We start from the raw sequence: 20268 nt of genomic DNA on the forward strand, positions 1-20268 counted from the left end.
CCTTGGCACGGGGGTCGGGTCCACGTCGGTTCCACGTCGGGTCCATTTCGGTTCCACGCCCTGTCCTAGTGAGGCTCCAGGACCTCCCGCAGCCGCGCGGCCCGCGGCGCCCCCGGGCCCTCCAGCGCGAGCACTCCCGCCAGCACCTGCGCCGTCTGCGGGTCGTGCAGTGCCGTCGCCGCCGCCATCGCGGTGAACTGGTCCACCAGCCAGTCGCGCAGCTCGGCCACCGGCAGCGCGCGCCCCTCGTCCAGCCAGCTCAGCGACGCCCCCTCGACCACCGCGATCCAGGAGCGCACCAGCAGCGTCAGGCGCGGCCCGGCCTCCCGCACGCCCAGGTGGCGCAGCGTGCGCCGGAGCGCGGCCCGGCGGACGTCGTCCACGATCGCCGAGGTACGGGCCGTCTCCACCACCGAACCGCCGCGCAGCAGCGCCGAGTAGCCGGCGTCGTGCTCGGCCACGAAGGCGAAGTAGGCGTCCAGCACGGCGGACAGCTGCTCGGACGGTGTCCCGGCCGGCGGGACGGCGAAGCGGCCGGTCAGCTCGTCGGCCGCGGTGCGCAGCGCGGCCTCGTACAACTGCTGCTTGCCGCCCGCGAAGTAACGGTAGACCAGCGGGCGGGAGGCCCCGGCGGCCTCGGCGACGTCGTCCAGGCTCACCTCCTCGGGCGGCCGGGAGGCGAACAGCTCCAGGGCGACCGCGATCAGCTGCTCGCGCCGCTGCTGGACCGGCAGCCGCCGGTAGCCGGTGCGGCGCGGGCGCGGCCCGGGCAGGGCCGGGGCGGGCGGGGCCGTGGCGGCCGGGGCCGGGGCGGGCACCTGGTCGGATGCCGGTGTGGGGCGGGCTTCCATGGCCGTCAGCGTAATGGGCGCCGGACCGATCGGATCCTGTCGCGGCCGAACGGATTTTCCCGCTCCGGCCTCCCGTACGCGCCGGTGGATGCCGGTGGCAAAGGGGTTGCAAACGGGCCGCGCCACGAAATGATGTCCGGATGGTTGAAGAACTGATCACCGCGGACGGCGGCACCCCGCGCCGCATCGCGGACGACTACGTCCGCGCCCTGGCCGAGCTCGACCCGCTGACCGCGGTCTACCTCGGCCTCAACCCGGAGGACGACCGGCTGCCCGACCTCTCCCCGGCCGGTCGCGCCGCGATCGCCGACCTCGGCCGCCGCACCCTGGCGCGGCTCGACGAGGCCGAGCGCGCCGGTCTCGCCGAGGACGAGTCCGAGCGCCGCTGCGCCCGGCTGCTGCGCGAGCGGCTGACCGCCGAACTGGCCGTCCACGACGCGGGGGAGGACTTCCGCGCGGTCCGCAACCTGGCCTCCCCGGTGCACGACCTGCGGGAGTCCTTCACCCTGATGGCCACCGGCACCGAGGCCGAGTGGGAGGTGGTCGGCCGCCGGCTGGCGAAGGTCCCGGTCGCGCTGGAGCAGTACCGGCAGACCCTGGCCGAGGGCATCGAGCGCGGCCTGCTGTCCGGCCCGCGCCAGGTGACCACGGTGGTCGGGCAGATCGCCGAGTGGCTGGAGGGTGAGGTGACGGGCGGATGGTTCGGCCAGTTCGTCCAGGACGCCCCGGAGTCCCTGCGCGCCGAGCTGTCCGGGCACGCGGTGGCCGCCTCCGAGGGGCTGGCCGCGCTGCGCGACTGGCTGCGCGACGTGTACGGCCCGGCCGCCGCCGGCACCCCGGACGCGGTGGGCCGCGAGCGCTACCGCCGGTGGGTCCGCTACTGGGCCGGCGCCGACCTGGACCTGGACGAGGCCTACGCCTGGGCCTGGACGGAGTTCCACGACCTGCTCGCCCAGATGCGCGTCGAGGCCGAGAAGGTCCTCCCGGGCGCCGACCCGATGGCGGCGATGGCCTGGCTGGGCACCGAGGGCCCGGCCGTCGAGGGCGCCGAGGGCATCCGGGAGCACCTGCAGGGCCTGATGGACCAGGCGGTCCGGGACCTCCAGGGCGTCCACTTCGACCTGGCCGAGCCGATCACCCGGGTCGAGTCGAAGATCGCCCCGGCCGGCAGCGCCGCCGCGCCGTACTACACCCCGCCGTCGCTGGACTTCACCCGCCCCGGGCGGACCTGGCTGCCGCTGCTGGGCCGGGAGCGCTTCCCGCTCTGGGACCTGGTGTCGATCTGGTACCACGAGGGCGTGCCGGGCCACCACCTGCAGCTCGCGCAGTGGAACCACGTCGCGGACCGGCTCTCCACCTACCAGGTGAGCCTCGGCGGGGTCAGCGCCAACCTGGAGGGCTGGGCGCTGTACGCCGAGCGCCTGATGGACGAGCTCGGCTACCTCACCGACCCGGGCCACCGCCTCGGTTACCTCAACGCGCAGATGATGCGGGCGCTGCGGGTCATCGTCGACATCGGTATGCACGCGGGCCTGGACTTCCCGGCGGACTCCCCGTACGAGCCGGGCGCGCCGGTCAGCCCGGAGCACGCCCGCGAGTTCTTCGGCCGCTACTGCGGCCTGACCGACGACTTCCTGGACAGCGAGCTGGTCCGCTACCTGGGCATGCCCGGCCAGGCGATCGGCTACAAGCTCGGCGAGCGCGCCTGGCTGCGCGGCCGGGCGGCGGCGAAGGCGGCGCACGAGGCGCGCGGCGAGGAGTTCGACCTCAAGGCCTGGCACATGGCGGCGCTCTCGCAGGGCTCGCTGGGGCTGGACGACCTGGTCGAGGAGCTCTCGGCGCTGTAGGAGGCACGGAGGACCGGGCGCGGAGAACCAGGTCCCGGGGGCTCGTCCCGGAGTCCCAGGGGCCTGGTTCTTTTGTCCCAAAAGTCCGATTTGGCAATATTTTTCCTTGCCATCGCGTCGGGCCCGGGTATTGGCTGGAAGGCGACTGCGTGACCTCTCCGCCACACTCCGGAAGGTTCGATCAGTGACTGCCCAAGCTGCCACCGGTCATGAGGGCACGGACAGCCGACGCTGGTGGGCGTTGGCCGTCATCGCCGTCGCCCAACTCATGATCGTCCTCGACATCACCATCGTGAACATCGCGCTGCCGTCGGCCCAGAAGGACCTGGGGATCTCCGACGCCGACCGGCAGTGGATGATCACCGCCTACACGCTCGCCTTCGGTGGCCTGCTCCTGCTCGGCGGCCGACTGGGCGACCTCTTCGGACGCAAACGCGTCTTCACCGTCGGCCTGCTGGGCTTCGCCCTCGCCTCGGCCATCGGCGGTGCGGCCGTCACCCCGGCCATGCTGTTCGGCGCCCGGGCCCTGCAGGGCGCGTTCGGCGCGCTGCTCGCCCCCTCCGCGCTGGGGCTGCTCTCGACGACCTTCTCCGACCCCAGGGAGCGCAGTACGGCCTTCGGCATCTTCGGCGCGATCGCCGGCAGCGGCGCCGCGATCGGTTTCATCACCGGCGGCGTGCTGACCGAGTACCTGGACTGGCGCTGGTGCCTGTTCGTCAACACCCCGATCGCGATCGCCACCGCCTTCGCCGCCCGCTGGGTGCTCGCCCGCGACCACGTCGCCAAGGGGCGGCGGATCAAGCTGGACCTGCCGGGGGCGCTGCTCGGGTGCACCGGCCTGCTCGCCATCGTGTTCGGCACCTCCGAGGCCGTGACCCGGGGCTGGGTCGACTGGCTGGTGCTGGGCGCACTGGGGCTCGGCGTCGTGCTGCTCGCGGCCTTCGTCCTGGTCGAGAAGCGCACCGACCACGCGCTGCTGCCGCTGCACATCGTCGGTGAACGCAACCGCGGCGGCGCCGCGCTCTCGGTCGGCCTGGCCATGGTCGGCATGTTCGGCCTGTTCCTGTTCCTGACCTACTACCTCCAGGTGATCAAGCACTTCTCGCCGGTGATGTCCGGGGTCTCGTTCCTGCCGATGACCGCCGCGATCATCATCAGTTCGACGGGCTTCGCGGCCCGGCTGATGACCAGGGTGCCGTCCCGGAACCTGATCGCCCCCGGTCTGCTGCTCGCCGCGGGCGGCATGGCCTGGCTGACCCAGATGAAGGTGGACAGCCCGTGGGCCGCCATGGTGCTGCCGGCCCAGCTGTTGCTCGGCTTCGGCATGGGCCTGGTGTTCATGCCGTCGATGAGCCTGGCCACCCTGGGGGTCGCCCCGAACGAGGCGGGCGCCGCGTCGGCCACCATCAACTCGGCCCAGCAGGTGGGCGGTTCCTTCGGTACGGCGCTGCTGAACACCATCGCGGCCAGTGCCACCGCGACCTATCTGTCCAGCCGGATCGCCTCCGATCCGGCGGTGCAGGCCCACGGCGCGGTGCACGGCTACGCGGTCGCCACCTGGGTGGCGATGGGGGTGCTGATCCTCGCCGCGCTGGTCGCGTTCCTGATGATCAACCACCGTCCGGCGCCCGGTGAGGCGACCGGCGTCCAGGGCGGCGCGGAACTTGTCACGGAACCCGTCGCGCAACCGGTCGCGGAAACCGCCGGGGGAGCCACCGCCGTACGGGCCGTGGACGGGCGGCCGAGCCCGCGCGAGGCCGCCATGGCCGACGTCAAGGCCAACGTCCGGGCCGGCGGCGAGGTGCGGACGGAGGCGGGGGCGGAGCGGCCACCGACCGATTGAAAAGTTGCAGCAAGGTCTTGCAGTCAACCTCCGGCGCCTGCTTGACTCCTGGCCACCGTCCAGGGATCAAGGAGGCGCCGCCGTGCTGCCCGAGACCACGCCGTCCACGGCCACGCCGCCCGGGTCCGCCGCGCCCGAGTTCGACCTGCTGGTCGTCGGCGGCGCCGGGGTGGACAGCATCGTCCGGGTCGAGCGGCTGGAGATCCCGCCCGGCGACTCGCGGTCCGTCGGCCCGGTGCGCGACTACGTCGGCCACACCGGCAACGGCGTCGCCCTCGGCGCCCACCACCTCGGCCTGCGCACCGCCTTCCTCGACTTCCTCGGCGAGGACCCGCAGGGCGACCTGGTCCGCGCCGCCTACCGGCGCCACGGCCTGCACTTCGCCCACCTGGTGAGCCCGCACGGCACCCCGCGCGGGATCAACCTGGTGGACGCGGCCGGCCGCCGGTTCTCCTTCTACGACGGCCGCCACCCCGCCGACCTGCGGCTGCCGCGCGACTTCTACCTGCCGTACGCCGAGCGCAGCCGGCACGTCCACCTGTCCATCACCGGCGTCAACCGGGACATGTACGCGGACCTGCACCGGCTCGGCCGCACCACCTCCACCGACCTGCACGACTGGGACGGCGCCGACCCGCACCACCGCGACTACGCGCTCGGCTCCGACCTGGTCTTCCTCTCGGTGGCCGGCTGCCGCGGCCGGCACGAGGAGGTGATGCGCGCGATCCTCGCCGAGGGCCGGGCGCGGCTGGTCGTCGCCACCGCGGGCGCCGAGGGCTGCCACCTGCTCACCCGGGACGACCGGACGCCGCACCACCTGCCCGCCGTCGACCCGGGCCGCCCGGTGGTGGACACCAACGGCGCCGGGGACGCCTTCGTCTCCGGCTTCCTGCACGCCTGGTTCCGCGGCCGCCCGCCGCTGGACTGCGCCCGGGCCGGCTCGGTGGCCGGAGCCTTCGCCTGCACCGCCGCCGGGACGCACACGGCCTTCCTCGGGGCGGCGGAACTGGAGGCCGCGCTCGCGCGGTTCCGGCCGGAGTGACGGATTTCTCATCGAGCTCCAAGCCGCCGGTAACGACCTTTGCAGGCAACTCCGTCATAGTCGTTGACCGAGCACCGCCACCGACCGACGGCAGGAGTAGCAGGAACATGGGTCAGCACCGCCGTCCGAAGCCGAGCCGTCGTCGACTTCTGGCCCCGACCCTGTTCACCGGGCTCTCGGCCGTGGTGGTGGCCGCGGTGGTCGCCGGGACGCACGGGCTGGACCTGTCCGACGCGACGGCCGCCGGGAAGGCCGCCGGGAAGGCCGCCCGCTCCACCCGGGCCGCCGTCGCGCCCGCGCCGGTCCCCACCACGGCGGCCGCCCCGGTCGCCGCCCCCACGCCGACCGACGGCCCGACCCCGGCGCCGAGCCCGACCGACCTGCCCGCGCCCACCGACACCCCGGCGGCCGCCACCCCGACGGCCGGTGCGACCACCGCCCCCGGCACCACCGCGCCCGCCCCCGCCGACGCGCGCGAAACCGCCACCGTCGGCGCCCTGTTCGGCGGTTCGGTGGCGGCCGGCAACCACTTCTGCACCGCCAGCGTGCTGCACAGCGCCACCGGCAACCTGCTGCTGACCGCCGCGCACTGCCTCAGCAGCACCGACGGCGTCACCTTCGCCCCGGGCTACCGCGACGGCTCCGCCCCGTACGGCACCTGGCAGGTGACCGCGATCCACACCACGAGCAACTGGGCCCAGAAGGGCGACGTGGACGAGGACTTCGCGATCCTGGAGACCGCCCCCAGCAACGGCCGCAAGGTCGAGGACGTGGTCGGCGGCAACCACCTGGGCACCGACGAGCCGTTCGACGCCACCGTCCGCCTCTACGGCTACCCCGCCGACGCCGAGGAGCCGAACCTCTGCACCAACACCACCGCCCGGCAGAGCGCCTACCAGCGGGCCGTCCAGTGCCCGTCCTACCCGGCCGGCACCAGCGGCGGCCCCTGGATCAGCGCGGCCACCGGCGACGTGATCGGCGCCATCGGCGGCTACCAGCAGGGCGGCGACACCGACGACGTGTCCTACAGCGCCTACTTCGACCACACCATCGCGGCCCTCTACACCCAGGCCGAGACCGCCGCGTCCTGACCCCGGGGGCGTCCTGCCCGGGGGTGCGGGCGAGCCGCCTCCGGACATGACGAAGGCCCAGATCCGTGGATCAACTCCACTGATCTGGGCCCTGATTGCACTTGCTGCGAAGTGCCCCCGGTAGGATTCGAACCTACGCACCCGCCTCCGGAGGGCGGTGCTCTATCCCCTGAGCTACGGGGGCCTGTCGGCCTGTCGGTGGCTCGCGCTTCCGACGTGGAGAACACTACCAGGCCCGGGCCGTGGTCCGCGCACAGGTTTCCGGGAAGATCGTCGGGGCCCGGAAGATCGTTGGGGTGGAAGGCCGTCGGGGCGGCGGCGGGCCCGCGGCGGAGCGGAAGTGTCCAAAGGCCGGACGGGGCGGTGGGGCCGCGGATAACCTCGGTGAGGTGTCGGGAGTGTCCGGGCGGGTCCTCGTGGTGGACGACAACGAGGTGATCCGCCAGCTGATCAGGGTCAACCTGGAGCTCGAGGGCTTCGAGGTGGTGACCGCCGCCGACGGCGCCGAGTGCCTGGAGGTCATCCGCCGGGTGAAGCCCGACGTGGTGACGCTGGACGTGATGATGCCGCGGCTGGACGGCCTGCGGACGGCGGCCCGGCTGCGGGCGACGCCGGACACCCGCCGGCTGCCGATCGCGATCGTGAGCGCCTGCACCCCGGCGGACCTGGACCTGGGGGAGACCGTTGGGGTGGACGGCTACCTCGGCAAGCCCTTCGACCCGGCCGACCTGGTGGCCCTGGTCCGCCGCCTGATGCGGCTCGGCGGCGAACTGGCCGGGGAGGTCGGCGGTGAACGCGACGGCGGGTTCGGCGGCGGGGCCGGCGGGCAGCGCGGCGGGCGCCCCGGGGGGTTTCGCCCTGAGCGAACAGAGCGGACGGATCGCGGCTGAGACCCCGGGCCGGACGGCGCGTCGGCGCCCCCGGGCGTCTCAACCGGTAAACCGAGTGGCGGGCGGGCACCCCGTCTCGCCTACGCTTGGCGTCGTGACCCCCGCAGACCTTTCCCAGGCAATCCAGGCCGCAGTGAGCTCCGCCGTCGAGGCGGGCGAGCTGGCCGTCGCCGTGCCCGAGCACGTGACGGTCGAACGGCCCAAGAACAGGGACCACGGCGACTACGCGACCAACGTGGCCCTCCAGCTCGCCAAGGCGGCCGGCAAGCCGCCGCGAGCCGTTGCCGAACTGCTGGCCGAGCGCCTGCGAGGGATCACCGGCGTCGCCAAGGTCGACATCGCCGGTCCGGGCTTCCTGAACATCACCCTGGACACCGCCACCGCCGGTGCGCTCGCCCGCACCGTCGTCGAGGCGGGCGAGGCCTACGGCCGCAACGACGCCCTCAAGGGCCTGAAGATCAACCTGGAGTTCGTCTCCGCCAACCCGACCGGCCCGATCCACATCGGCGGCGTCCGCTGGGCCGCCGTCGGCGACTCGATGGCGCGCGTGCTGCGGGCCTCCGGTGCCGACGTCACCACCGAGTACTACCTCAACGACGCCGGCGTGCAGATCAGCAAGTTCGCCGCCTCGCTCCAGGCCGCCGCGAACGGCCGCGAGGTGCCCGAGGGCGGCTACGTCGGCGAGTACATCGTCGACATCGCCAAGGCGCTCACCGACGCGATCCCGGGCGTGCTCGACCTGCCCGAGGCCGAGCAGCTGGAGGTCTTCCGCACCGAGGGCCTCAAGCTCATGGTGGCCGAGATCAAGCGCTCGATGGACGAGTTCGGCACCCACTTCGACGTGTGGTTCTCGGAGAAGACGCTGCACGACTCGGGCGCCGTCGAGAAGGCCATCGAGCGGCTGCGCGAGCAGGGCCACGTCTTCGAGCAGGACGGTGCCGTCTTCCTGCGCACCACCGACTTCGGCGACGACAAGGACCGCGTCCTGATCAAGGCCGACGGCGACAAGACCTACTTCGCCGCCGACGCCGCGTACTACCTGTCCAAGCGGGACCGCGGCGCCGAGGTCGCGCTCTACATGCTGGGCGCCGACCACCACGGGTACGTCAACCGCCTCAAGGCCATCTCGGCCTGCGCGGGCGACGACATGGACCACAACATCGAGGTGAAGATCGGCCAGTTCGTGAAGATGCTTCGCGACGGCGAAGAGGTCCGCATGTCCAAGCGCGCGGGCAACATCATCACGATCGACGACGTCGTCGAGTGGATCGGCGTGGACGCGGCCCGCTACACCCTGGCGCGCTCCTCCACGGACTCGACGATCACGCTGGACATCAACGTCCTCACCAGCCAGACCAACGAGAACCGGGTCTTCTACGTCCAGTACGCGCACGCCCGGATGTCCTCGCTGCGGCGCAAGGCCGCGGACATGGGCATCACGCGCGCGGCGGACTACAAACCCGAGCTGCTGAGCACGGAGTGGGAGAACGAGCTGCTGGGCAAGCTCGCCGAGTTCCCCGGCGTGCTCGCCGAGGCCGGCCAGTTCCGCCAGCCGCACCGGGTCGCCGTGTACCTGGAGGGCCTGGCCGCCGCGTACCACCGCTTCTGGGACAACTGCCCGGTCCTGCCCAAGGGCGACGACGAGGTCACGGACCTCACGCACGCCCGCCTCTGGCTGGTCGAGGCGACGCGCACCGTGCTCGCCAACGGCCTCACGCTCCTGGGCGTGACGGCGCCCGAGCGGATGTAAGCACCACCCCCAAGCGCACAGCGGGGGCGGCTGACGGTCAACGAGGACCGTCGCCGCCCCTCGCCATAGGTCAAGGAAGAAGTTCAGAGAGACATGAGTCGCTCCGCACACCCCGCTGGCCCCCGCCACGGTGACGTCCTGCCCGAGGGCCACTACCAGGCCCCGCCGACCGACCTGAACGCGCTCGACCCCAAGGTCTGGTCGTGCACCGTCACCCGCGACGCCGAGGGCGTGGCCACGGTCGGCGGGATCGACGTCAAGCGGCTGGCCGCCGAGTTCGGCACCCCGGCCTACGTGCTGGACGAGGACGACTTCCGCGGCCGGGCGCGCGCCTGGCGGGACGCCTTCGGCGCCGACGCGGACGTCTACTACGCCGGAAAGGCGTTCCTCTCCAAGGCGGTCGTGCGCTGGCTGCACGAGGAGGGCCTCAACCTCGACGTGTGCAGCCCGGGCGAGCTGGCGGTGGCGCTGGCCGCCGGGATGCCGCCGGAGCGGATCGCGCTGCACGGCAACAACAAGTCGGTGGACGAGCTCGAGCACGCGGTGAAGACCGGCGTCGGGCACATCGTGGTCGACTCGTTCGAGGAGATCGAGCGGCTCGCCGGGATCGCCGCCCGCCAGGGCGTGCGCCAGCAGGTGCTGATCCGGGTCACCGTCGGCGTCGAGGCGCACACCCACGAGTTCATCGCCACCGCGCACGAGGACCAGAAGTTCGGCCTCTCGCTCACCGGGGGTACGGCCGCCGAGGCGGTGCGCCGGGTGCTCGCGCGGGACAGCCTGGAACTGCGCGGCATCCACTCGCACATCGGCTCGCAGATCTTCGACACGGCGGGCTTCGAGGTGGCCGCCCGCCGGGTGGTCGGCCTGCTGGCGCTGATCCGTGACGAGCACGGCGTCCAGCTGCCCGAGATCGACCTCGGCGGCGGCCTCGGCATCGCGTACACCAGCGAGGACGACCCGCGCGAGCCGGCCGAGATCGCGGCCGCGCTGGCCGACATCGTCCGCCGCGAGTGCGCCGCCGCGAACCTGGACGCGCCCCGGCTGAGCGTGGAGCCGGGCCGCGCGATCGTCGGCCCGACGGCGTTCACGCTGTACGAGGTCGGCACCGTCAAGCCGCTGGAGGGCCTGCGCACCTACGTCAGCGTGGACGGCGGCATGTCCGACAACATCCGCACCGCGCTGTACGACGCCGAGTACTCGGTGGCCCTGGTGTCGCGCACCAGCGACGCCGAGCCGATGCTGGTCAGGGTGGTCGGCAAGCACTGCGAGTCCGGCGACATCGTCGTCCGGGACGCCTTCCTGCCGGCCGACCTGGCCCCCGGCGACCTGGTCGCGGTGCCCGCCACCGGCGCCTACTGCCGCTCGATGGCGAGCAACTACAACCACGCCCTCAGGCCCCCCGTGGTCGCCGTCAAGGACGGTGCGGCGCGGGTGATCGTCCGGCGCGAGACGGAGGAGGATCTCCTGCGTCTGGATATCGGATGACGAAATCCTTGTCTCAGATCATGGAACGACCGTAGATCCGTGCGGAAAGTCCCGGAGACTGGTACGGACCGAAGTTCCCGGCGGTGCAGGAAAACCGCCGGAAATACCGAAGCACGATGAATGCAGAGCGGAGTCGGATGATGCGTACGCGCCCGCTGAAGGTGGCGTTGCTGGGTTGTGGTGTGGTGGGCTCCGAGGTGGCGCGCATCATGACGACGACGGCCGACGACCTCGCCGCTCGCATCGGTGCCCCGGTGGAGCTGGCCGGGATCGCGGTCCGGCGGGCCGGGCGGGTGCGCCCGGGCGTACCCGAGCACCTGATCACCACCGATGCCGAGGCCCTGGTCACCCGGGGCGACATCGACGTGGTGGTCGAGGTCGTGGGCGGCATCGAGCCGTCCAAATCCCTGCTCCTGGCCGCCTTCGAGAAGGGCGCCTCGGTGGTCAGCGCCAACAAGGCGCTGCTCGCCCAGGACGGCACCGAGCTGCACGCGGCGGCCGCCCGGGCCGGGGTGGACCTGTACTACGAGGCCGCGGTGGCGGGCGCGATCCCGCTGCTGCGCCCGCTGCGCGAGTCCCTCGCGGGCGACAAGGTCAACCGGGTGCTGGGCATCGTCAACGGCACCACCAACTTCATCCTCGACAAGATGGACACCACCGGCGCCGGCTACTCGGAGGCGCTGGAGGAGGCCACCGCGCTGGGCTACGCCGAGGCGGACCCGACCGCCGACGTCGAGGGCTTCGACGCCGCCGCCAAGGCCGCGATCCTGGCCGGCATCGCCTTCCACACCGAGGTCACCGCGGCGGACGTCTACCGCGAGGGCATCACCGAGGTGACGGCGGCCGACATCGCCTCCGCCAAGGAGATGGGCTGCGTGGTCAAGCTGCTCGCGATCTGCGAGCGGGCGGCCGACGGCGAGTCCGTCACCGCCCGGGTCCACCCGGCGATGATCCCGCTCTCGCACCCGCTGGCCTCGGTCAGGGAGGCGTACAACGCGGTGTTCGTCGAGGCCGAGGCGGCCGGCCGGCTGATGTTCTACGGTCCCGGCGCGGGCGGCTCGCCGACCGCCTCCGCGGTCCTCGGCGACCTGGTCGCGGTCTGCCGCAACAAGCTGGCCGGCGCCACCGGTCCCGGTGACTCGGTGTACACCCAGCTGCCCGCCAAGCCGATGGACGAGGTGGTCACCCGCTACCACGTCAGCCTGGACGTGGACGACCGCGCGGGTGTGCTCGCCCAGGTGGCGTCCGTCTTCGCCGAGCACGGCGTCTCCATCGACACCGTGCGCCAGCAGGGCCGCGACGGCGACGCCTCGCTCGTCGTGGTCACCCACCGTGCCACCGACGCCGCGCTGTCGGCGACGGTCGACAAGCTCCGCGCGCTGGACAGCGTGCGGGACGTGGCCAGCATCATGCGGGTCGAAGGGGAATAAGGAACAGCCATGAACGCCGTTGCCGAGAACGTCGTCCGAGGCGCGCACACCCACCAGTGGCGCGGCCTGATCGAGGAGTACCGGGACCGCCTGCCGGTCACCGCGGCCACCCCGGTGGTCACCCTGCTGGAGGGCGGCACGCCCCTGGTCCCCGCCCAGGTGCTCTCCGAGCGCACGGGCTGCGAGGTCTACCTCAAGGTCGAGGGCGCCAACCCGACCGGCTCCTTCAAGGACCGCGGGATGACGATGGCCATCTCCAAGGCCAAGGAGGAGGGCGCGCAGGCGGTCATCTGCGCGTCCACCGGCAACACCTCGGCCTCCGCCGCCGCGTACGCGGTGCGGGCCGGGATGGTCTCCGCGGTGCTCGTCCCGCAGGGCAAGATCGCCCTCGGCAAGATGGGCCAGGCGCTGGTGCACGGCGCGAAGATCCTGCAGGTCGACGGGAACTTCGACGACTGCCTCACCCTTGCGCGTGAACTGTCCGAGAAGTATCCGGTGGCCCTGGTCAACTCCGTGAACCCGGTGCGGATCGAGGGCCAGAAGACCGCGGCCTTCGAGATCGTCGACATGCTCGGCGACGCCCCGGACATCCACGTCCTGCCGGTCGGCAACGCGGGCAACATCACCGCGTACTGGAAGGGCTACCGCGAGTATGCCGCGGACGGCCTGGCGTCGCGCACGCCGCGGATGTGGGGCTTCCAGGCCGCCGGATCGGCCCCGATCGTGGACGGCGCCCCGGTGCTCAAGCCGCAGACCATCGCCACCGCGATCCGGATCGGCAACCCGGCCTCCTGGGACTTCGCGCTCGCCGCGCGGGACGAGTCCGGCGGCCTCATCGACAAGGTGACGGACCGTCAGATCCTGTCCGCCTACCGGCTGTTGGCCGCGCAGGAGGGCGTCTTCGTGGAGCCCGCCTCGGCGGCCTCGGTGGCCGGTCTGCTGGCCAAGGCGGAGGCCGGTCTGGTCGACCCGGGCCAGCGGATCGTCTGCACCGTGACCGGCAACGGCCTCAAGGACCCGGACTGGGCGGTGGCCGGCGCGCCGCAGCCGCAGATCGTCCCGGTCGACCCGGAGACCGCGGCCCGCAGCCTCGGCCTGCTCGACCGGTAACGGGGTCTGACACTTCGACGGGTCGACCCTTTCGGGGGTCGACCCGTCAAAGTTCTCCGCTGACACTTTTGTGTCAATTCCGCTGCGCATTCCGATCCGATTTCGCCCCTCTCTTTGACTGAGAGTGGTGTGTATTCCGGCCAGAACCGGCAACACACCAGACCGGGGACCCACGGGGTGTACCGCTTGGGAACCTCTCTTCGATACTCTGGGTTCGGCCGTGTGGCACATGCCCCGGGCCCGGTACCGTCCGGGCCGCGCCGACGACTGTGACCGCCCGCCCCCGTGGGGCCGCGGCCCTTTCCCCACCCTCGCACCGACGACGCGCTCCGCGCCGCCCGATTTCCCCAGGAGAGTCCACCGCATGGCCGGTCCCGCGTTCCGTGCCGCCGCCGTCCGGGTCCGGGTTCCCGCGACCAGTGCCAACCTCGGCCCGGGCTTCGACGCCTTCGGGCTCGCGCTGGGCCTGTACGACGACGTCGTCGTCCGGGTCGCCGACTCCGGCCTCTCCGTCGACATCGCGGGCGAGGGCGCCGAGACGCTGCCGCGCGACGAGCGCCACCTGCTGATCCGCTCGATGCGCGCCGCCTTCGACCGGCTCGGCGGCCAGCCGCGCGGCCTCGAAGTGGTCTGCGCCAACCGGATACCGCACGGCCGGGGCCTCGGTTCCTCCTCCGCCGCCATCTGCGCCGGCATCGTGGCCGCCCGCGCCGTCACCATCGGCGGTCCGTCCGCGCTGGACGACGACGCGCTGCTGGCCCTCGCCTCCGAGCTGGAGGGCCACCCGGACAACGTCGCGGCCTGCCTGCGCGGCAACTTCACCATCGCCTGGACCGACGAGGAGTCGGCCAAGGCGATCGCCCTGGAGCCCTCCGAGCAGGTCGTCCCGGTGGTGTTCGTCCCGGCCGGCGCGGTGCTCACGGAGACCGCCCGCGGCCTGCTGCCGAAGACCGTCCCGCTGGCCGACGCCGCCGTCAACGCCGGCCGTTCCGCGCTGCTGGTGGAGGCCCTGACCAGGCGTCCCGAGCTGCTCCTCGCCGCCACCGAGGACCGCCTGCACCAGGACTACCGCTCCTCCGCCATGCCGGACAGCGCCGCCCTGGTCGGCGCGCTGCGCGCGGAGGGCGTCCCCGCGGTCATCTCCGGGGCCGGCCCGACCGTCCTGGCCCTCACCGACGAGGCGGGCGCGGACAAGGTGCTCTCCTTCGCCGGGCACCACGGCCACGGCGGCGACCCGGCGTTCGCCGCGCACCGGCTGGACGTCGACCGCGCCGGGGCCGTCGTGCTCCCGCTGGACGTCTGACCAGGCCGTTCGGGCCGCCCGTCCGGCGCCCGGCACCGGCTCCGCGCCGAGCCGGGCCGGCCGGACACGATTGGCAAGCGCAAGGCTGGGGAATGTCTGAGGGGGTCGGTAGTGTTAACCTCATTGCTGCACCAGGTGCCCTCCGGGGCTCGGTGCGCCGCGTCCCGATCCCAGCGCTCCACTGCCGTGGAGCCCCGGCGATGCACGGGGCGACGATTCTCCGGGAGCCCACCGCAGCGCGTACGCAGCCTGCCTGCGCGACATGCGGCCGCATCCCGAAGCCGTGACGGCACCTGACTCCCACCCGCGGCCTCCTACCTGAGGCCAGGACGGGCTGAGCGCGGGCCACCGTCACGCGACGGGGGCCCGGGATTCGCAGGGAGCGTGGGGGTTACGCCCTCAGGGGAGGTCGACACACGACCGGCCCACGCGCCACTCAGCACCACCGTGCTTCACGCACCGCACCTCGCAGCTCTCCCTCGACAGGCTCCCGCCATTCGAGGGATCACCGCCTCGGACCGACGCAGTCGAGCGTTGGTCAGGACAGCACAACCGGTCGCCGAGCCAGACAGGCCGACGTCCGCTCCAGGGAAGGACCCTTAGTGAGCGACTCCACCGATCTGATGGGCGCGCGCCCGGACGCCGACGCGTCGGACGCAGCCGCCGCCCCCGCTGCCCCGCGGCGCCGCCGCAGTGCCGCCGCGGGCCTGGACGGCATGGTCCTGGCCGAGCTGCAGAAGCTCGCCGCGGATCTTGGCATCACCGGTACCGGACGCATGCGCAAGAGCCAGCTGATCGAGACCATCAAGGAGAAGAGCGGCGGGGACCCGCTGCTCGCCGCCGGCGGCTCCGCCCCGGCCGCCAAGCGCACCGCCGCCAAGGCGGACGCCGAGGCCCCGGCCGAGAAGCCGGCCCGCCGTACCAAGGCCGCCGCCGCCAAGGCCGAGGCCGCCGCCGAGGCCCCGGCCGCCGCCGAGCCGCAGGCCCAGATCGAGATCCCGGTCCAGGCCGCCGCCGAGACCGCCGCGCCGGCCCGCGCCGAGCGCACCCGCCGCCGTGCCACCTCGGCCGCCGGCGCCCCCACCGCCCCGGTCGCCGAGGCCGCCGCCGAGGCCGCCACCGTCACGGTCGCCGAGCCGAAGCAGGCCGAGGCCCGCCCGGCCGAGACCCGTGGCTTCGAGGGCCGCGAGGACGGCCGCGAGAGCCGCCGCGACCGCCGTGAGCGCCGCGAGCGCCGGGACACCGGCGAGCGCACCGAGCGTCCGGAGGCCGGCGAGGCCCAGGACGCCGAGTCCCGCGAGTCGCGTCGCGACCGCCGCAACCGCCGCGAGCGCACCGAGCGGCCCGAGCGCCAGGGCCAGCAGGGCGGCCAGCAGCAGAGCGGCGGCCAGGGCGAGCAGCAGGGCCGCCAGGCCCCGCAGACCCAGCAGCCGCAGGTCCAGCAGGGCGGCTACGACGACGACGAGTTCGGCGAGGGCCGTCGGGGCCGTCGCGGCCGCTACCGCGACCGCCGTGGCCGTCGCGGCCGTGACGGCTTCGAGGCCGGCCCCGTCGAGACGCCGATCGGCGAGGACGACGTCCTGATCCCGGTCGCGGGCATCCTCGACATCCTCGACAACTACGCGTTCGTGCGCACCTCCGGCTACCTGCCGGGCCAGAACGACGTCTACGTCTCGCTCGCCCAGGTCCGCAAGAACGGCCTGCGCAAGGGTGACGCCATCACCGGTGCGGTGCGCCAGCCGCGCGACGGCGAGCGCCGCGAGAAGTTCAACGCCATGGTGCGGCTGGACTCCGTCAACGGCATGGACCCGGACAGCGGCCGCGGCCGCCCCGAGTTCAACAAGCTCACCCCGCTGTACCCGCAGGAGCGGCTGCGCCTGGAGACCGACCCGGGCGTGCTGACCACCCGGATCATCGACCTCGTGTCGCCGATCGGCAAGGGCCAGCGCGGTCTGATCGTCGCGCCGCCGAAGACCGGCAAGACGATGGTGCTGCAGGCGGTCGCCAACGCGATCACCCACAACAACCCCGAGTGCCACCTGATGGTCGTCCTGGTCGACGAGCGTCCGGAAGAGGTCACCGACATGCAGCGGTCGGTGAAGGGCGAGGTCATCTCCTCGACCTTCGACCGCCCGGCCGAGGACCACACCACCGTCGCCGAGCTGGCCATCGAGCGCGCCAAGCGCCTGGTCGAGCTGGGCCACGACGTGGTCATCCTGCTGGACTCGATCACCCGCCTGGGCCGTGCCTACAACCTGGCGGCGCCGGCCTCCGGCCGCATCCTGTCCGGTGGTGTCGACTCGACCGCGCTCTACCCGCCGAAGAAGTTCTTCGGTGCCGCGCGCAACATCGAGAACGGCGGCTCGCTGACCATCCTGGCCACCGCGCTGGTCGAGACCGGCTCGCGCATGGACGAGGTGATCTTCGAGGAGTTCAAGGGCACCGGCAACATGGAGCTCAAGCTCGACCGGAAGCTCTCGGACAAGCGCATCTTCCCGGCCGTCGACGTGGACGCCTCCAGCACCCGCAAGGAGGAGATCCTGCTCGGCAGCGAGGAGTTGGCCATCGTCTGGAAGCTCCGCCGGGTGCTGCACGCGCTCGACTCGCAGCAGGCGATCGAGCTGCTCCTGGACAAGATGAAGCAGACCAAGAGCAACGCCGAGTTCCTGATGCAGATCGCCAAGACCACCCCCGGCTCCGGCGACTGACCGTAGCCGGACGGCTGTCGAAGCACGGAACCCCGGATCGCGCGAGCGGTCCGGGGTTCCGTGCGTCCGTGCCCGGGTTGTTCCAGAGTTGGGACAACTTGGGGGCTTTGGATCATGTTGTCCGATTTACTCTGGACCGTATGGCCGAGCACAAGAGGGTCCCGAGTCGCCGCCGCAAAGTCCTGCGGACGGCCGCCTGCGCGTTCGTCGCGCTCGTCGTCCTCGGCGCCGGCGCGGCCGTCTACGCGTACGTGCGGCTCAACGGCAACATCAAGAGCGTCGACATCGACGGCCGCCTCGGCGACGCCAGGCCGCCCGCCGCCACCGACGGCTCCTTCAACGTCCTGGTGCTGGGCTCCGACTCGCGCAACGGCGAGAACGGCGACCTGGCCGGCGGGAACACCGGCGACACCGCCCGCTCGGACACCGCGATGGTGCTGCACGTCAACCAGGACCACTCGCGCGCCCAGATCGTCTCGATACCGCGCGACACCCTGGTCGCCCGCCCCGACTGCACCGACGCGAGCGGCAGGACCGTGCCCGGCGCCAAGCGCGCGATGTACAACAGCGCCTTCGAGAGCGGCGGCGCGGCCTGCGCGGTCAAGACCACCGAGCAGCTCACCGGGCTGCGGATGGACCACTACCTGCAGATCGACTTCGCCGGCTTCGCCCGGGTCGTGGACGCGATAGGCGGGGCCACCGTGACCACCACGGTGGCCATCCACGACAAGGACAGCGGGCTCGACCTGGCGGCCGGGGAGCACCACCTGGACGGGAAGCAGGCGCTGGCCTTCGTCCGCACCCGGCACGGCGTCGGCGACGGCAGCGACCTCGGCCGGATCGAGCTGCAGAAGCAGATGGTGAAGTCGCTGCTGCGGCAGGCCGGCGGGGCCGGGCTGTTCACCGACCCGGTCAAGCTGTGGTCGATCGGTGACACCGTGACCAAGAGCATCACCACCGACTCCGCGCTCGGCTCGGTGAACTCCCTGGTGGGGCTGGTGCAGGAGCTCAAGGGGATCGGGCCGGACCAGCTGGACATGGTCACCCTGCCGGTGGAGGCCGCCCCCGGCGACCCGAACCGGGTGGTCGAGCAGCAGCCGCAGGCCGACCAGCTCTGGGCGGCGCTCAAGGCGGACCAGGAGGTCCCGCGGGCCGTCGTCTCCGCGCAGCCCGAGAACCCCGCCCAGGCGGCCCCCACGGCCTCCCCGACGGCCCCCGCGCGGTCCGCAGGGAAGCCGAGCGCGAAGGCCACCGCCGCGCGCTGAGCGGCCCGGAATATCCCGGAACGCGCCCCGGTTTGGGAAGATGCGGCCGGTCCTGGCAGACTGGTACGTCGGTCCCGGTTCACGTGCGGCGCCCCAGCCGCCGACCCGGTGCCCTCCCGAAACCTAGGAGAACCCCTTGAAGCCCAACGTTCACCCCGAGTACGTGGTCACCCGCGTGACCTGCACCTGCGGTGCCGAGTTCACCACCCGCTCGACCGAGACCAGTGGCGAGATCCGCGCCGAGGTCTGCTCGCAGTGCCACCCGTTCTACACCGGCAAGCAGAAGATCCTCGACACCGGTGGCCGCGTGGCCCGCTTCGAGGCCCGCTTCGGCAAGCAGCACAGCGCGAAGGCCTAGCGCTCCCTCGGCGCCGGCTCCCGGTGCCCCCGTACTCGTTGTCGGGGGCGCCGGGGACCGGCGCCGTTCGCGTCCCCCCGCGCGATCCGAGCTCCACGCTCCCGAGCCTCACGCTCCGAGCCCCACGCGTTCCGCACCTCCGCGTTCCGCGCCCCGCACGATCCGAACCCCCCGGGAAGAAGGCCACCCCATGTTCGAGGCAGTCGAAGAGCTCCTCGTCGAGCACGCCGACCTCGAGACGAGGCTGGCCGACCCGTCCGTCCACGCCGACCAGAACAACGCCCGCAAGCTGGCCAAGCGGTACGCCGAGCTGACCCCGATCACCCGGGTCTACCGGCAGTGGCGGCAGGCCGGCGAGGACATCGAGGCCGCGCGCGAACTCGCCGCGGAGGACCCGGAGTTCCTCGCCGAGGTGAAGGACTCCGAGGCGCGCCGGGACGAGCTCACCGAGGAGCTGCGGCTGCTGCTGGTGCCGCGCGACCCGAGCGACGACAAGGACGTCATCCTGGAGATCAAGGCGGGCGAGGGCGGCGAGGAGTCCGCGCTGTTCGCCGGCGACCTGCTCCGGATGTACCTGCGCTTCGCGGAGCGGATCGGCTGGAAGACCGAGCTCATCGACTCCAACGAGTCCGACCTCGGCGGCTACAAGGACGTCTCGGTGGCCGTGAAGACCAAGGGCAACGCCGAGCCCGGCCAGGGCGTCTGGGCCCGGCTGAAGTACGAGGGCGGCGTGCACCGCGTGCAGCGCGTCCCCGCCACCGAGTCCCAGGGCCGCATCCACACCTCCGCGGCGGGCGTGCTGGTCACCCCCGAGGCGGAGGAGGTCGAGGTCGAGATCCTCGCCAACGACCTGCGGATCGACGTCTACCGCTCCTCCGGCCCCGGCGGCCAGTCGGTCAACACCACCGACTCCGCGGTCCGGATCACCCACCTGCCGACCGGTATCGTGGCGTCCTGCCAGAACGAGAAGAGCCAGCTGCAGAACAAGGAGCAGGCGATGCGCATCCTGCGTTCGCGGCTGCTGGCCGCCGCGCAGGAGGAGGCCGAGCGCGAGGCCTCGGACGCGCGCCGCAGCCAGGTCCGCACGGTGGACCGCTCCGAGCGGATCCGGACGTACAACTACCCCGAGAACCGCATCTCGGACCACCGCACGGGGTTCAAGTCGTACAACCTGGACCAGGTCCTGGACGGCGACCTGAACGCGGTGATCCAGTCCTGCGTCGACAAGGACGCGGCGGCCAAGCTCGCCGCGGCCCAAGAGAACTGAGACCGGCGCGCCCCAGCCCACGCGCGGT

The 20268-nt window shown here is 72.7% G+C and carries 15 protein-coding genes and 1 tRNA gene; 14 read left to right on the plus strand and 2 right to left on the minus strand.

Annotated elements, in window-relative coordinates; all coding sequences use genetic code 11:
- Positions 1–65 precede the first annotated feature (65 nt).
- Positions 66–851, minus strand: a complete 786-nt coding sequence (locus IE332_RS11680; protein ID WP_189915713.1) for a TetR/AcrR family transcriptional regulator — start codon at positions 849–851, stop codon at positions 66–68.
- 140 nt (positions 852–991) lie between these two features.
- Here IE332_RS11680 and IE332_RS11685 point away from each other — a divergent pair, with 140 nt between their 5' ends.
- From IE332_RS11685 to IE332_RS11700, 4 genes are all read left to right on the plus strand, one after another.
- Positions 992–2698 carry a DUF885 domain-containing protein gene (locus tag IE332_RS11685; RefSeq protein WP_189915714.1) on the plus strand — a complete coding sequence of 569 codons (1707 nt, stop codon included), beginning with the start codon at positions 992–994 and terminating at the stop codon, positions 2696–2698.
- A 184-nt stretch (positions 2699–2882) separates the two neighbouring features.
- Complete coding sequence (locus IE332_RS11690; protein ID WP_268256558.1) at positions 2883–4541, plus strand: MFS transporter; 1659 nt, start codon at positions 2883–2885, stop codon at positions 4539–4541.
- A gap of 82 nt (positions 4542–4623) precedes the next feature.
- The gene (locus IE332_RS11695; RefSeq protein WP_229928524.1) at positions 4624–5583 is read left to right on the plus strand and encodes a carbohydrate kinase family protein; all 960 of its coding nucleotides are present in this window, start codon (positions 4624–4626) and stop codon (positions 5581–5583) included.
- Positions 5584–5690: 107 nt separating this feature from the next.
- Positions 5691–6674, plus strand: a complete 984-nt coding sequence (locus tag IE332_RS11700; RefSeq protein ID WP_189915715.1) for a trypsin-like serine peptidase — start codon at positions 5691–5693, stop codon at positions 6672–6674.
- A gap of 112 nt (positions 6675–6786) precedes the next feature.
- On the opposite strand, the gene IE332_RS11705 is transcribed toward IE332_RS11700, so the two are convergent.
- Positions 6787–6858, minus strand: a tRNA-Arg gene (locus tag IE332_RS11705).
- 205 nt (positions 6859–7063) lie between these two features.
- Here IE332_RS11705 and IE332_RS11710 point away from each other — a divergent pair.
- The 10 genes from IE332_RS11710 to prfA all read left to right on the plus strand — a co-directional run bounded on the left by IE332_RS11710 (position 7064) and on the right by prfA (position 20240).
- The gene (locus IE332_RS11710) at positions 7064–7564 is read left to right on the plus strand and encodes a response regulator (protein ID WP_189915716.1); all 501 of its coding nucleotides are present in this window, start codon (positions 7064–7066) and stop codon (positions 7562–7564) included.
- Positions 7565–7658: 94 nt separating this feature from the next.
- The gene (gene argS / locus IE332_RS11715) at positions 7659–9314 is read left to right on the plus strand and encodes an arginine--tRNA ligase (RefSeq protein WP_189915717.1); all 1656 of its coding nucleotides are present in this window, start codon (positions 7659–7661) and stop codon (positions 9312–9314) included.
- Between the two features lie 93 nt (positions 9315–9407).
- A complete protein-coding gene (lysA, locus tag IE332_RS11720; RefSeq protein ID WP_189915718.1) occupies positions 9408–10799 on the plus strand; it encodes a diaminopimelate decarboxylase in 1392 nt (463 codons plus the stop codon).
- A gap of 137 nt (positions 10800–10936) precedes the next feature.
- A complete protein-coding gene (locus IE332_RS11725) occupies positions 10937–12229 on the plus strand; it encodes a homoserine dehydrogenase (protein WP_189915719.1) in 1293 nt (430 codons plus the stop codon).
- Positions 12230–12238: 9 nt separating this feature from the next.
- On the plus strand, positions 12239–13339 hold the full coding sequence (thrC, locus tag IE332_RS11730) for a threonine synthase (protein ID WP_189915720.1): 1101 nt from the start codon (positions 12239–12241) through the stop codon (positions 13337–13339).
- Positions 13340–13703: 364 nt separating this feature from the next.
- The gene (thrB, locus tag IE332_RS11735) at positions 13704–14642 is read left to right on the plus strand and encodes a homoserine kinase (RefSeq protein WP_189915721.1); all 939 of its coding nucleotides are present in this window, start codon (positions 13704–13706) and stop codon (positions 14640–14642) included.
- Positions 14643–15244: 602 nt separating this feature from the next.
- Positions 15245–17350 (plus strand): transcription termination factor Rho, encoded by a 2106-nt coding sequence (rho, locus tag IE332_RS11740; RefSeq protein ID WP_189915722.1) that lies wholly within the window; start codon positions 15245–15247, stop codon positions 17348–17350.
- A gap of 140 nt (positions 17351–17490) precedes the next feature.
- A complete protein-coding gene (locus tag IE332_RS11745; protein ID WP_189915723.1) occupies positions 17491–18615 on the plus strand; it encodes an LCP family protein in 1125 nt (374 codons plus the stop codon).
- Between the two features lie 136 nt (positions 18616–18751).
- Positions 18752–18973: a 50S ribosomal protein L31 gene (rpmE, locus tag IE332_RS11750; protein WP_030057539.1), complete on the plus strand. Its 222-nt coding sequence runs from the start codon at positions 18752–18754 to the stop codon at positions 18971–18973.
- Positions 18974–19163: 190 nt separating this feature from the next.
- Positions 19164–20240, plus strand: a complete 1077-nt coding sequence (prfA, locus tag IE332_RS11755; protein WP_189915724.1) for a peptide chain release factor 1 — start codon at positions 19164–19166, stop codon at positions 20238–20240.
- Positions 20241–20268: the final 28 nt, after the last annotated feature.

This window comes from Kitasatospora xanthocidica (assembly GCF_014656195.1).
Lineage (GTDB): Bacteria > Actinomycetota > Actinomycetes > Streptomycetales > Streptomycetaceae > Kitasatospora > Kitasatospora xanthocidica.

Bases quoted from the DNA above. Each gene is read 5' to 3' on its own strand.
- IE332_RS11680 (WP_189915713.1), bottom strand. From the start codon at position 851: ATGGAAGCCCGCCCCACACCGGCATCCGACCAGGTGCCCGCCCCGGCC.
- IE332_RS11685 (WP_189915714.1), top strand. From the start codon at position 992: ATGGTTGAAGAACTGATCACCGCGGACGGCGGCACCCCGCGCCGCATC.
- IE332_RS11700 (WP_189915715.1), top strand. From the start codon at position 5,691: ATGGGTCAGCACCGCCGTCCGAAGCCGAGCCGTCGTCGACTTCTGGCC.
- lysA (WP_189915718.1), top strand. From the start codon at position 9,408: ATGAGTCGCTCCGCACACCCCGCTGGCCCCCGCCACGGTGACGTCCTG.
- IE332_RS11725 (WP_189915719.1), top strand. From the start codon at position 10,937: ATGATGCGTACGCGCCCGCTGAAGGTGGCGTTGCTGGGTTGTGGTGTG.
- thrC (WP_189915720.1), top strand. From the start codon at position 12,239: ATGAACGCCGTTGCCGAGAACGTCGTCCGAGGCGCGCACACCCACCAG.
- thrB (WP_189915721.1), top strand. From the start codon at position 13,704: ATGGCCGGTCCCGCGTTCCGTGCCGCCGCCGTCCGGGTCCGGGTTCCC.
- IE332_RS11745 (WP_189915723.1), top strand. From the start codon at position 17,491: ATGGCCGAGCACAAGAGGGTCCCGAGTCGCCGCCGCAAAGTCCTGCGG.
- prfA (WP_189915724.1), top strand. From the start codon at position 19,164: ATGTTCGAGGCAGTCGAAGAGCTCCTCGTCGAGCACGCCGACCTCGAG.